This is a genomic window from Streptomyces sp. NBC_00094 (assembly GCF_026343125.1).
In the GTDB taxonomy this organism is placed as follows: Bacteria; Actinomycetota; Actinomycetes; order Streptomycetales; family Streptomycetaceae; genus Streptomyces.
The window spans coordinates 6,987,896-7,001,778 of the sequence record NZ_JAPEMB010000001.1 but is presented as its reverse complement, the minus strand read 5'-3'; the positions used below and the strand labels follow the sequence as shown (position 1 = coordinate 7,001,778).

4 protein-coding genes and 2 pseudogenes are annotated in these 13,883 nt (G+C 72.2%); 1 reads left to right on the top strand and 5 read right to left on the bottom strand.

Annotated features, from left to right (window positions below; genetic code table 11):
* Nucleotides 1-83 precede the first annotated feature (83 nt).
* The 4 genes and pseudogenes from OG580_RS31130 to OG580_RS31115 form a co-directional block, all read right to left on the bottom strand.
* Nucleotides 84-2,948 carry a beta-galactosidase gene (locus OG580_RS31130; RefSeq protein WP_267046974.1) on the bottom strand — a complete coding sequence of 955 codons (2,865 nt, stop codon included), beginning with the start codon at nucleotides 2,946-2,948 and terminating at the stop codon, nucleotides 84-86.
* Nucleotides 2,945-3,670 (bottom strand): annotated as a pseudogene (locus OG580_RS31125) (RICIN domain-containing protein); the annotation flags it as partial. The gene OG580_RS31130 and the pseudogene OG580_RS31125, both read right to left, overlap by 4 nt.
* Nucleotides 3,671-3,736: 66 nt before the next feature.
* A pseudogene (locus OG580_RS31120) lies at nucleotides 3,737-6,052 on the bottom strand (glycoside hydrolase N-terminal domain-containing protein); the annotation flags it as partial.
* 194 nt (nucleotides 6,053-6,246) lie between these two features.
* Complete coding sequence (locus tag OG580_RS31115) at nucleotides 6,247-9,066, bottom strand: DUF1349 domain-containing protein (protein WP_267046973.1); 2,820 nt, start codon at nucleotides 9,064-9,066, stop codon at nucleotides 6,247-6,249.
* A gap of 345 nt (nucleotides 9,067-9,411) precedes the next feature.
* Here OG580_RS31115 and OG580_RS31110 point away from each other — a divergent pair, with 345 nt between their 5' ends.
* Entirely contained in the window at nucleotides 9,412-11,163 is a 1,752-nt protein-coding gene (locus OG580_RS31110) for a beta-galactosidase family protein (protein ID WP_267046972.1), read from the top strand.
* 125 nt (nucleotides 11,164-11,288) lie between these two features.
* On the opposite strand, the gene OG580_RS31105 is transcribed toward OG580_RS31110, so the two are convergent.
* Nucleotides 11,289-13,748, bottom strand: a complete 2,460-nt coding sequence (locus OG580_RS31105; RefSeq protein ID WP_267046971.1) for an RICIN domain-containing protein — start codon at nucleotides 13,746-13,748, stop codon at nucleotides 11,289-11,291.
* Between the last annotated feature and the right edge of the window lie 135 nt (nucleotides 13,749-13,883).

The following is a 13,883-nucleotide window of genomic DNA, read 5'->3' as shown; positions in this document are numbered from 1 at the left end:
CGGAACGACGGGGCTACGGGCTACGGGCTACGGGCTACGGGCTACGGGCTACGGGCTACGGGCTACGGGCTACGGGCTACGGATCAACGCCAGGCGGCTTCGCGCTGGGGCTCCCAGGTCCAGGACGGCAGCCCGGGGACGGTGCCGGAGGGCCGGGCGACGCCTCGGATCGCGTCGTCCCACGCGGAGACCTCCAGGACGAGATCGGCGCGCGCGGCGTCGTCGAGGTACCTGAGGTCGATCGACCAGGTCTCCCCGTGGTACAGGTCGTTCGTGAGCGGTGTCCCCGCGCCGATCAGCGTCGCGTCGCCGCCTCGGTAGTCGAGGACCAGACGCGCCTCGGCGAGGCCGGCGAGCGTCGACGCACTGCTGCTGATGCGCCATCGGCCCGCTCCGAGGGACGTGACGCGCGGGGCGGCCGGGCCGGTGGCGAGCTGGTAGGTGTAGCGCGTGAAGGGGGCGGTGGCCTGGGCCGCCTTCCAGCCGGTGGCCGGTGCCAGGCCGGCGGCAGGGAAGACGTCGGCGGTGATCTTGCTGCCCGCCGGGGCGCTGAACCGTACGGTCGGCTGGACGCCGGTCAGCGTGGCCGTGCCGGTGAGCACCAGCCGGTCGCGGCCGTCGAGCGGAGCGACCACGGCGCTCAGTGACTCGGCCTCGGTCAGCACGATGATCCTGGCGGCGGGGGCCGTGGCGCCGGCCGCGCGCACCAGCAGCGAGGTGCGCTGCCCGGCCGGGAGCGTCACGACGCGCTCGTTCCCGGTCACCGTCTGGGTGAGGGTCCCCAGTTCGCCCGTGACGACGGTGGCGCTGTCGAAGGCGAGCGCGCGGTCCGTCCAGTCCGGGGCCCAGTAGACCCAGGTGGGGACCGAGTCGCCGGCGAGCTTCGCGAGCGGTTCGACGGTGGCCCAACGCAGGTCGACGCCGTTCAGGTCGGTCATGACGGGGAACACGTTGCAGCGGTCCGCCGGCATCGTCAGGGGCGTGGCGGGCAGCGTGACGGTGCCGCCGGCCGTGTCGACGCGGATCTGGACGTCGGACCGGGTGGGCAGGACGGCGTTGCGCTGGGTGTTGTTGACGAAGACGTAGCCGCGTCCTGCGGTGTCGAAGCGGCCGATGTACCGCAGGCGGCGGGTCTGCGTCGGATCCATGATCTGTCCGGGGTCGCGGGCGATCCGCGTCCTGACCAGTTCGTCGGCGCAGGTCGTGACGAAGGTGTGCAGGCGCCGGTAGTGCCGGTAGGAGTCCCTCGTCCGGCCGAACTCGCCCAGCGGTGCCTGGAAGTCGTAGGTGAGGGGCCAGCCCGCGCTCAGACCCGGCTCCTGGGTGCCGCCGTGGAACATGTAGTAGCCCAGGTAGTTCGCCCCGCGCCCCACGCTGTCGTAGGCGTGCGCCGCCACGTACCGGCGTTCGACGAGGAAGCGGTCGTTGCCGCGCATCGGGCTGCCCGTGCCCAACTCGCAGAAGCCGCGCGGATAGTCGAGCGTGTCGTACAACGCCCCGCCGATGTCGGTGTTGGCGGTCCACTCGTCGGTGCCGTAGATGAACCCGGACGTGGCGGAGGTGCCGGCCCCGTACTCCCAGCCCCGGTAGGTGTAGGCGCCCTGGAGGGGGATCGCGGTGTCCTTGTCGAACCGGGAGTTGGCGGTGACCGTGTAGTACGGCACCACCATCCCGTGGTCGGTGCACATCTGCCGCAAGGTGGTGATGTGGGCCGGGTCGCCGGAGGCGAACTCGTTCTCCAGCTGGATGCCGACGATCGGTCCGCCGTCCTTGGCCCACATGCCGCCGAGTTGGGCAGCGATCCGAGCGAAGTACGTGTCGACCTTGGCCAGGTAGCCGGCGTCGTCGGAGCGTGAGCCGGAGAGGGCGTGGGAGGGGATGCCGCCGTCCGTCGCCTCGGCGTTGATGTACGGGCCCACCCGCAGCCAGACCAGCATTCCCTGCCGCTGCGCGGCGGCCATGAAGGCCCGCAGGTCCTTGCGTCCCGTCCAGTCCCAGGTGCCCTCGGTCTGCTCGTGGTGGTTCCAGAACACGTAGGTGGCCACGATGCCCACGCCGCCGGCGCGCATCCTGCCCAGCTCGCGCTCCCAGTGCTGGGCGGGATGGCGGACGTAGTGGAACTCGCCGCTCACCGGGTACCAGGGGGCCCCGTCACGGGACCAGCCGTTGCGGGTGACGCCGTAGGCGACCCCGCCCGCGACGGCACCGGCGTTGGCCAGCGGGGTGTCGGGCCGGGCCTCGGTGGCCATGGCGTCCAGCCGGTACGGCGCGACCGAGGCCGTCCACAGCTGGCTCGGGTCCCCGGTGTCGGACCGGATCTCGATCGCGGCTCCGGCGGAGGCGGACGAGTCGACGACCGAGAGCAGTTTGCCGCTCGCCCTGCCGACGATCCTCACCCTGCCCTGTCCGGCGTCGACGAGCTGCCACTGCTGGTTGGCGGCGCCGTTCGCGTACCACTGGATGACCCGCGCGCCGTCGTCGGTGCGGCCGTCGGCCACGTCGAGCACCTTGCCCGAGTTCATCGAGGTGATCGTCACCCAGCCGTCGCCCTGCTCGACGGGGGTCCACTCCTGGTTCGGGCCGCCGGTGGCCGTCCACTGGATGATCTCCGCGCCGTCACCCTGAGCACCGCCGTAGACGTCGAGTCGGCAGCCGCTGCGCACGTTCGTGAGGGTCAGCGGGGTTCCGGCGACGCCGGTCGCCGCGTACGCCCGCGACGGCCAGATCAGGCCGCCGAGTACGGGACCGGCGGCGAGCGCCACCGCCCCGGCTCCCAGCAGCCTCAGCACGGCGCGCCGGTTCGGGCCGGGACGGCCCGCGCCGCTGTGCCCGTTGTCGCTGTTGTCCCCGTTGTCCGTCCGGATGTCCATGTCGGCTCCCGTGCTGTTCCGGCTGTCGCGTGTGGTGTGGCGGCGCGCGTCCCGCGCTCCGTTGTCGTACGGGGTCACAGGACCCACCTCTGGGCGGAGCCGCCGTCGCACGGCCACAGCCGCAGCCTGCTGCCGGCCGCGGTGGCGCCGTCGGTGACGTCGAGGCAGCTGCCTCCGACGCCGGTGAGGGCGCCGCCGGCGGTGAGGGTCCAGTCCTGGCCGGCGCCTCCGCCGCAGGGCGCGACGACGACCTGAGTGCCGTGGGCCGAACCGCCGCCGGCGGTGTCCAGGCACATGCCGTTGCCGGCGGTGACAGGTGCGGAGGTACCGCTCGGCGTCCAGCGCTGTCGGGCGCCGCGATCGCAGTCCTCCAGGGTCACCGGGGCTCCGCTGCCGGCGGCGGCGGTGAGGCAGCGGGCCGAGGCGGGGTTGACCAGGGCGACGGCCCAGGTCTGGGACGGGGAGCCCGGGACGCAGGTGCCCAGCTGCAGGGCGGTGCCCCCGGCGGTGCCTCCGTCGGCGGCGGTGACACAGGTGCCGCCGACGCCGGTGAGAGTGCCTTCGGGGGTGAGGGTCCATCGCTGGTTGTCGTCACCGCTGCACGTCCAGCCGATCAGCCGGGTGCCGTCGGCGGAGCCGCCGCCCGCCGCGTCCAGGCAGAGACCGCCCTTGCCGACCAGCGTGCGGGCGACCGGGTCGTAGGCCCAGTCCTGGCCCTCGCTCGCGTTGCAGTCCCACAGCTGTACGGGGGTGCCGGGCGCCGTCGCCCCGTTCGCCAGGTCGGCGCACCGGCCGGAGGCGGGGTGGTGCAGCGGGTTCGCGCTCTGGGGGCCGGCCGGGACCGGGACCGGAACGTTTCCGGTGATCGTGTAGAGGTGGCCGGCGGTGCCGGTGAAGGTGGCCCGGTCACCGTCGAGCGCGGGGGTGACGCTCTGGCCGGTCGTGGTGTCCCGCACCGTGTGCGTACCGGTGAACAGGGGGCTGCGGACGGCGAGCTGTCCGGACCTGTTCGGCACGAGGGTGAACGCGTCGGTGCCGGTGGCGGACCAGGTCCCGCCGACCGTGACGTCCCCGCGGGCCTTCAGTCCGGCGAACGATCCCGTGCGCCAGTGCCACGGCAGGGCGGGCAGGAGCCGGATCTCGCCGTTCTGGCTCTGCAGCAGCATCTCGGTCATGCCGGCGGTGGCGCCGAAGTTGCCGTCGATCTGGAAGGGCGGGTGAGTGTCGAAGAGGTTGGCGAGGGTGCTCCCCTTGAGCTGCTCCGCGAGCATCTTCTGGGCGTGGTCGCCGTCCAGCAGCCGGGCCCAGAAGTTGATCTTCCAGGCCTTGCTCCAGCCGGTGCCTCCGTCGCCGCGCGCGGTGAGGGAGACCTCGGCCGCCCGGGCGAGGGCGGGATCGGTCGCCGGGGCGATCTGGTTCCCGGGGTGCAGGGCGTACAGGTGCGAGACGTGCCGGTGGGTGTCGCCGGAGTCGTCCAGGTCGGCCTTCCACTCCTGGAGCTGGCCCCAGGAACCGACCCTCAGGCCCGGGTCGAGCCGGTCGAGCGCGCTCCGCAGCTGACCCTGGAGGGTGGCGTCGGTGCCCAGTTCGCCGGCGGCGGCGAGGGTGTCGGTGAACAGGCCGTGGACGATCTGCTGGGACATCGCCGCACCGGCGGTGAACTCGCCGTGCTCGGGCGAGTAGCTGGGGGTGACGACGAGCCGGCCGTCCCGGGGGTCGGTGCGGAGGTTGTCCAGCCAGAACTCGGCCGCGCCCTTGAGCAGGGGGTAGGCGCGGTCGCGCAGGAAGGCGGGGTCCTTGTCGAACTCGTACAGGTCGTAGACCTGGGACGCGAGCCAGCCGTTGGCCTCGGGGAACCAGAAGGCGGTGGCCCAGTCGTGGACTCCGGTGTAGCCGAAGGGGTTGGTCTCGTTGTGGACCACCCAGCCCCTGGAGCCGAACATCCGGGTGGCGGTGGCGGTGCCGGCCTTCCTCAGGTCCTCGACGAAGGCGGTGAACGGCGCCGCCGTCTCGGCGAGGTTGGTCTGCGCCGCGAGCCAGTAGTTCATCTGGAGGTTGATGTTGGTGTGGTAGTCGGCGCTCCAGGCCGGCGAGATGGAGTCGTTCCACACGCCCTGGAGGTTGGCGGGCAGCGAGCCGGGCCGCGAGGAGGCGATCAGCAGGTAGCGCCCGTACTGGTAGAACAGCGCCTCCAGCGCCCGGTCCTCGGGTGACGCGCCACCGGTGTAGTCGGCGCGGAGCCTGTCCGTCGGCTTGTCCGGCATCACCTGGCCCACGTTCAGGTTCACCCGGTCGAACAGGGCGCGGTGGTCGGCGACATGGGCCGCCCTGAGGGTGCTGTGGGTCTTGGCGGACGCCGCGTCCACCGCGCCCTTCACGGCCGTGCGCGGGTCGGCTCCGCGGTAGGTCGGGTAGCTCTGCGCGTAGGCGGTGCCCGCGCTCATGACGAGGGTGGCGCTGTCGGCGCCGTTCACGGTCACCTTGCCGCCGCCGCTGGTCACGGTCCCGCCGACGGCCTTGACCTGGATCTGCGACTCGAAGGCGAGGCCGTTGTCGGCGAGCGAGCCGCGGACGGTGAGGCGGCCCTTGGAGGCGGTGGCGGTGAAGTCGTTGCGGGGAGAGGTGTAGCGCAGGGTGAAGGAGATCCTCCCGGGCCGGTCGGCGGCCAGCCGGCCGACGACGACCTTGTCGGGGTAGCTGGCGAAGAACTCACGCTCGACGACGGCGTCGCCGGTGGTGTACGAGACCCGTGCCGTGGCGTCGCGCAGGTCGAGGGACCGCCGGTAGCCGGAGTACGCCGACGCCTGCCCGGTCATGTCCAGGTGGAGGTCGCCGAAGGTCTGGTGGGCTCCGAAGCCGGTGCGGGGCTGTCCCAGCTTGCTCGCGACCCAGGACGGGTCGGCCGACCCCTGGGCGTCGATGGCGTCGGTGACCTCCTGGAGGGCGGTCGGGCGCGGTGCCGTCCAGTTGCCGGAGTCGTACCCCGCCGTGCCCGGTCCGCCGGTCCACAGGGTCTTCTCGTTGAACTGCAGGTGCTCCGACTGCACGCCGCCGAACACCATGGCTCCCATGGCGCCGTTGCCGAGGGGCAGGGCCTCCGACTCCCAGTCGGAGGCGGGCCGGTCGTACCACAGGGTGTGGGGGTCCGGTGTGGCGACGGCGGCCAGGGCCTGACCGGACATGCCGGCCGGTGCGGCGGTCGGGGCTTCCCGGGGAGCGCCGGTCCCGGCGAGGGCCGGGGCCGTCGTGGACGCCGCGCACAGCAGCAGTACGGCCGAGAGGGCGGCCAGGGCCGCTCGCGGACCGAGGAGACGCCTGCTCATGTCACATCCTTCGACGGGGGGTGAGGTGGGGGCGAGGCGGGAGCGCTGTCGGGTCACCACTCGGAGGTGAAGGAGACCGGCGAGCCGTTGACGGTGAAGCCGGTGAAGCGGAACGGGACGTCGGTGCCGGAGGCGCTCTCCACCTCGGCGAGCACGCCGAAGCGGGCGCCCTGGAGCCAGGAGGCGTCGATCGGGTCCCCGAGGCGGGTGAAGGCGGTGCCGTCGAGGGAGTACGAGGCGGTGACGCTGTCGCCGGTGCGCTGCAGGCGCAGCCACAGGTCCTGCTGTCCGGGATCGGGGGCGCGATGCGGTTCCTCGGCCCAGCCGCCCCGCTCCGAGGAGAGGGTGAGGGTGGGACTGCCCGCGTTGTGCTTGCGCTGGAGGGCGATGTAGTCGTCGTCGCCGCGGTGGAGGATGAGTCCGGCCTCCATGTAGCCGCGCTGGGTGCGGCCGCTCATCCTGACCGTCGCGGTGCCCGAGCCGTTCCCGATGGCGGTGAGGACGAGGTTGTGGGCGCTGTTGGCGCCGGCCCACAGGAATCCGCGGCCGCTGGGGGTGAGCTGGAGGGTGTCTCCGGGCAGGATGGCGCGGTGGTCGGGGAGGTCGCGGATCACGGTCCACGCGTCGGTGTTCAGGTGGAGGGGCTTGGCGCAGGCGGGCGAGGTGGGGTTTCCGCCGACGGTCAGGGTGACGGGTACGCCGGTGGTGTCCCCGAGCTGGCTGTGGGTGACCGGCGTGATGACGGCCGTCCCGACGGACCTGGCCGTGACCTTGCCGTTCGCGTCGACCCTGGCGACGGTCCCGTTGCTGCTCGTGTAGCTCGTCGTCGGCAGCAGGGGCAGGACGCGGTCGCCGTTCTCGACGACCTCGTCGCTGGTGACCTGGGCCGGGTCGGTGGCGTCGAGGTCGGCGCGGAGGTTGAGGCCGTTGTCGAGGGCGTTGCCGCTGATGACGGCCCCGGAGGAGCCGCGGTAGGCGAACAGCGAGGTGGTGTACGGCGAGGCGGTGGTGACGGTGCGCACGGAGGTGGTGGTGCCCTTCGCCGGGCAGAGGTTCTTCGCCTGGGCGGCGAAGGCGGTGTGGCGGTCGAGTCGGGCGACCCGGTTCGACGTGAAGGTGACGCCGCTGACGCTCTTGGCGTCGAGCAGGCGTACGTCGCCGGTCTCGAAGCCGTTGTCCTCGACCCGGATGCCGTGGTGCACGGGGCGGGCCGGGTCGACGACCTGGTTGGTCGGCTCGACGAGGATGACGGGGCTCGCCGGCCGCCGGAAGGTGTTGAGGCGGATGAGGACGTCGGTGACCGGTCCCGACTCGTACCACTGGTAGGCGTCGGAGGAGAGGAAGACGCTGGCCATCCCCATGCCGTCGAAGAGGTTGTTCTCGATGACGACCGGCTTGCGGGTGGTGACGAGGACTCCGCGGGTGGGGATGTCGCGGAAGGTGTTCCCGCTGATCCGGACCGTCGGCGTGTACGTGGTGTTCTCCACCACGAAGTCCCAGGGGCGGACCGAGTCCGGGAGCGGCCGGTCGAAGGTGACCGTCATGCTCGTGAGCGGCTTGTCGTGGTCCTGGCCCGAGGGTCCGTCGACCGAGGCGACCTGCGCGGTCACACCGGGGACGGCCACCATGGTGCGCTTGTCCACGATCTCCACGGTGTCGCCGGGGTGGAACTGGGGGAAGCCCGCCGTCTCGTGGTGCCGGTACTCCAGGGTGAGGGTGTCGGGCGCGGGGCGTCCGGTGACCTCCAGGTACGTGCCGTGGATGTTGATCGCGTCGTCGTGCGCGCCGTCGAAGACGTTGCCCGTGATGTTCACGGTGCCCTTGACGCCGGACATCTGGACGAAGTCGGCGAAGCCGGCGGTGGTGCGTCCGGAGGCGGGGTCGGTGCGGAACTCGTTGCCGTCGAGGGTGATGTTCTCGCTGAGCTGCCCGACGAGGCCGAAGCCGTGCAGGTAGCGGGCCTTGAGTCCCTGGACGGTGACGTCCCGCGACTCCCAGATGAAGGCGGAGGGGGTGTCCCGGGTGGTCTGCCGCATCTGGTAGACGAGCCCGCGGTCCTTGGGGGCGGTGCCCGTGGTGTAGTCGATGCGCAGTCGGTGGCCGCCGAGGTCGGTCATGGCGGCGACGTCGTCGAACAGCGGGTTGGCGCCGCGCCAGGTGCGTTGCGCGGCCGGGTCGTGGACCTGGGTGTACTGCATGCCGTCGACGCCCGACCAGTACGGCTGGCCGGTGGCCGGGCTCGTCTCGCCCAGCCAGGTCACGCGCCGGTCGTTCACGGCGAAGTCGCTGCCCGGCGGGAGGGTGAGCACGCGGTAGGCCCGGCCGTCGGCCACCCCCGAGTCGCTGACCGTGGCGTCGACGACCTTGGGGGCGGTGTAGTCGAAGCTGAGGTTCCTGACGGTGACGCCGTGGGAGCGGATCGCCGCGAAGGTGGTCATCAGCCCGTGGAACTGGAGGTGTGATCCGTCGCCGTCGACGGTGACGTCGTCCATGTCCTCCAGGAGGATGCCGATCCGCTTGTCCTTGTGGGCCTGGTCGGCGCCGACGGTGTTGGAGACGTACAGCTCGCGGACCTCGGCCTGTTCCGGATAGAGCTGGTAGGTGCCCCGGGGGAAGAGGATCCGTACCGGCCCGTCGATCGTCTTGGCGTGCCGTACGGCCTCCGCCACGCCGGCGGCGCTGTCGTCACGGCCCGTCGGGTCGGCGCCGAACGCCGTCACGTCGACCACGGTCTCGGTGGCGGCGGTCTCGGTGGCGGCGGTCTCCGTGGCGGCCTGGACGGTTCCCACGGGCAGGGGCCCGATCAGTGCCGCGACGACGGTCGCGGTCAAGAGGCCCAGAGCGGGCGCGCGCCGACGGGGGAAGGGCTGCATGACGGAACTCCTGCGGCTGAGGGGGAGCAGCCAGTCGGATCCGAGCGGACCGGGCGGTGCGCGCCCCGCGCGGCGTCCCGACCGCGAGAGGCACATCACGCTTGGGAACGTAAACATTCCCGAGTGTGAGATGACTGGGTACGTGAGCCAGTCCAGCACGCCCCTCAAAAGGGCGTCAATATCTGTGCAGTTATGTTGTTCCTTGTTGGAACCAAGTAACCACCGGCCCCCCAACGGCCGGAAGCTTGCCATCCTCGTTGTGTTTACGTAAACATACCCATGACAGGCCCTTCCCCGGCCGCGACAGCGCGCGCCCCACCATCTCCATCACAGGAGCACCCGCACATGCCCCTTCTCCAGATCGACGACGGCGGCTTCACCCTCGACGGCGAACCGTTCCGGCTCCTGTCCGGCGGGCTGCACTACTTCCGCGTGCACCCCGACCAGTGGCGGGACCGGCTGCGCAAGGCCCGGCTCATGGGCCTCAACACCGTCGAGACCTACGTGCCCTGGAACCTCCACCAACCGCGGCCCGACGAGTTCAGGACCGACGGCGGACTGGACATAGCCGCGTTCCTCGACCTCGCCGCCGCCGAGGGACTGCACGTGCTGCTCCGCCCCGGCCCGTACATCTGCGCCGAGTGGGAGGGCGGCGGCCTGCCGTCCTGGCTCCTGGCCGAGGAGGACATGCGCCTGCGGACCCGCGACCCGCGCTTCCTCGCCGCCGTCGACACCTACTTCGACCAGCTCCTCACCCCGTTGCTGCCCTACCTGGCCACGCGGGGCGGCCCGGTCATCGCCGTCCAGGTGGAGAACGAGTACGGGGCGTACGGCGACGACACCGCCTACCTGGAGCACCTCGCGGACTCGCTGCGCCGCTACGGGGTGGACGTACCGCTGTTCACCTCCGACCAGCCCGTCGACCTGGCGCGCGGACGCCTGCCCGGCGTGCTGGCCACGGCCAACTTCGGCAGCCGCTCCGCGCAGAGCCTCGCCGAGCTGCGCACCCAGCAGCCGAAGGGGCCGCTGATGTGCACCGAGTTCTGGATCGGCTGGTTCGACCGCTGGGGCAGCCGCCACATGGTCCGGGACGCCGGCCACGCGGCACAGGAGCTGGACGAGCTGCTGGCCGCCGGGGCCTCGGTCAACTTCTACATGTTCCACGGCGGCACGAACTTCGGCTTCACCAACGGCGCCAACGACAAGCACACCTACCGCCCCACCGTCACGTCGTACGACTACGACGCCCCGCTCGACGAGGCCGGCGACCCGACGGAGAAGTACACCGCCTTCCGCGACGTGATCGCCAAGTACGCGCCCGTCCCGGCCGGACCCGTCCCCGCGCGCGGCCCCAGGCTCGCCCCGACGACCGTGCCGCTCACCGAGAGCGCGGGCCTTCTGACCTGCGCCGACGTGCTCGGCACGGCCGTCGACGCACCGCGGCCGCTCACCATGGAGCAGCTCGGGCAGGACTTCGGGTTCGTCCTGTACGAGACCACCCTGGCGTCCGAGGGACCGGCCCTGCTGGAGGTGGAGCAGGTCCGGGACCGCGCCCAGGCCTTCGTCGACGGAGTCCCGGCCGGCGTACTGGAGCGGGAGAGCCACGAGCACGCCCTGACCGTCACCGCGCCCCGCGCGGGCAGCGTCCTCGGTGTGCTGGTGGAGAACCAGGGGCGCGTCAACTACGGGCCGGGCATCCACGACCGCAAGGGCCTGCTGGGCCGGGTCCTCGTGGACGGCGAGGAGCCCACCGCGTGGACGAGCCGGCCGCTGCCGCTGACCGACCTGACGGCGCTGCCGTTCTCGGCGGACGCGGCGGCCCTGTCCGGGCCGACGTTCCACCGCGGGTCCTTCGAGGTCGACGAGCCGGCGGACACGTTCCTCCACCTCGACGGCTGGACGAAGGGCAGCGTGTGGATCAACGGGTTCGCGCTGGGCCGGTTCTGGTCGCGCGGTCCCCAGCGTTCCCTCTACGTCCCGGCGCCCGTCCTGCGCACCGGTGCCAACGAGATCGTCGTCCTGGAGCTGCACGCCTGCCACCGCGCCCGGACCGTCGAGCTCCGCGAGAGCGCCGACCTCGGGCCCACCGACGAGTAGGGCCTGTCCGGCGGTGACGCGCGAGGAGCCGGGCTCCGACCGGAGGGTCGGAGCCCGGCTCTTTCCGCGTCGGCCCGGGCGTACTGCTCTTTCCGCGTCAGCCCGGGCGAGCCGCTCGTGCCACGTCAGCCCAGGCGGAGCTGCTGGCTCGTGCCGCCGTCACAGGTCCGCTGCGCGACGGGCGCCCCGGCGGCGGTGGAGCCGCCGCTCACGCCCAGGCACTTGGCGCTGTGCCGGGCGGTCAGCGTGAGGTACCCGTCGCCCGTGCTGCGCGCCGCCCACTCCTGGTTGCGGCCGCCGTTGCAGGCGTACTGGAAGACCTCGGCGCCGTCGGCCGTGGACTCGCCGCTCACGTCGAGGCACTTGCCGCTGTGGCGGGCGACGACGGTCACGTAGCCGCCGCCGGTGGGGCGCAGCGACCACAGCTGGTTCGTGCCGGTGCCGCAGCCGTACTGGACGACGGCCGCGCCGTCGGCGGTCGAGGCGTTGACGACGTCGAGGCACTGGGAGCTGTGCCGGAGGGAGAGCGTCTTCCAGACGTCGGGTGCCGTGCCGGCGAAGGTCCAGGACTGGTTGGCGCCGGTCGTGGGCTGGTAGACGCCGACGGGCGCGCCGTCGGCGGTCGAGGCGCCCATGACGTCGAGGAGTTTCCCGGTGGCGCTGTTGATCAGGGTGCTGTGGCCGTCGCCCGTGGTCGAGCGGATCCACTGCTGGGCGGTGGACGATCCGGTCGAGGCGAGGACGAGGGCGCCGCCGGATACGGAGAGCGCCTTGCCGGACTTGACGTGGGTGAGGCGGTAGGCGGCGGTGTTGCCCCAGTCGCCGGCGGAGAGCTTGGTGAAGGTCCACTGCTGTCCGGTGTCGGCCGGTGCGGGGGTCTGCTGCACGACGGTGCTCTTGCCGCCCACGGTGGCGACGGCGAGGGCCTTGCCGCTGTTGTCGTTGAGCAGTCGGCGCGGTGTGCCGGTGGGGGCCGTGGTCGCCGTGGTGTTCACGCCGGTGACCGTGGGCAGGACGAACGTGGTCACGGAGCCGGGGCCGACGGTGGCCTTGAACGTCCGGCCGGTCACCGCCGCGTCGCCCTCGCGCTGGAGGTTCTTGTCGGCGTCGGTGGTCCAGCGCTCGACGGGGCCGTCGGCGGCCGTCTGGAAGCCGTCCAGGTTCAGGGTGACCTCGCGTGCCTCACCGCTGGGGTTGGTGTGGACGACGACCACACCGCCCTCCGGCCGGACCGCCGCCAGGGTCTGCGGGTCGTCGGTGTTCATGACCCGTGCGCCGGGCCGGACGAAGCGGCTGTAGTTCGCCATCGCCCAGTACTTCTTGTTCTTGCGCAGGGGCTCGGTCGCCGCGTCCTCGGGGGTGAAGTCCGTCTGGATCAGACCCCAGTTGGAGTTCTCGCGGGACGGCGTCATGTTCTCGTAGTCCTCGACGGCCTGCCACAGGACCCAGGCGCGCGGCTCCAGCTCGCGCACGTCGTCGTTGATGCGCTGGGCGAGGTCGAGTGCGGGACTCATCGAGGTGAAGCTCTGCGCGACGCTGCCGCCGAGGTCCACCTCGGACATCCACAGGGGGGTGGCCTCGCCCTTGGCGATGTCCCGCACCCCGGTGCGGCCGTTCGTCCCGTACGTGTGCGTGTTGAGCCGTCCCACCGCGTCACGGACGGTGGGGGCGTACGACTCCCAGTCGTACCGGAACTTCTCCGGGTTGGTCTCGTCCATGGAGGCGATCGGGGTCGTCACGCCCTTGGCGTCGAGCGCGGCGCGCAGGGTGCTGATCATGCGGGCCTGGGAGGCCTTGTCCCAGTGCGAGCCCTCCTGGCGGCCGCCGGCGCGCCAGTAGTCGGTGTCGGGCTCGTTGATCGGTGAGACGGAGTCGAAGGTGACGCCGGTGGCGGACTGGGCCCGCTGCAGCGAGCCGGTGAGGTAGGCGGCGAAGCGGTCGTACTGGTCGGAGCGGAGGTTGTCCTCCCAGGCGTTGTACGCGCCGGAGACCAGGCCGCTGTTGGTCATGAAGTAGGGCGCGGAGTTGGAGAACGCCTCGAAGGTGGTCGCGCCGCGCGCCTTGGCCGCCGAGACCCACCACTGCTGGTTCGCGTCGGCGGTGGCGTTCCAGTGGTCCGGCCGGGTCGGGTCCCACCAGTCGGGGGCCTCGGCACCGGGCCGGTTCCAGTAGCCGGGGACGGCGGCGCCGGCCCGCATGTAGGGGGTGGTCTCGGGGCTGTCGCCGCCGCCGATGTTGTAGCGGGCGATGGTGAAACCGAGGCCGTTCGCGCCGTACAGGTCGTCCGCCAGGCGGTTGCGCTGGGCGTCCGGCCATCCGCCGGTGACGTGGGCGAACCAGGCCAGGGCGGTGCCCCAGCCCTGGAAGGACGGGTGCTGGTAGCTCGGGTCGAGGCGGACGGTCAGCGCGGCGGACGGCGACTCCACGGCGACCGCCGGGGACGAGGCGGGCCCGACGGCCGTGAGGGCCGTGGTCGCGAGGACCGTGACGGCGCCGAGCGCGGCGAGCCGGCCGGACGGGCGGGCGGGACGGGAGGCGCGTGACCGGGCCCGGGGCGACGCCGGTCGGTTGCGGGTGGGGAACACGGACTGCTCCTTGAGGACTGGGAGGGTACGCGGCCGGGCGGGAGCCGCCGGCATGGGAGCGCCTGGAAGGGGGAGGCGCGGGAGGCCCTGACCTGCGAGGGGTCGGGCTCTGGAGCATCTGACCTGCGAGAGGTC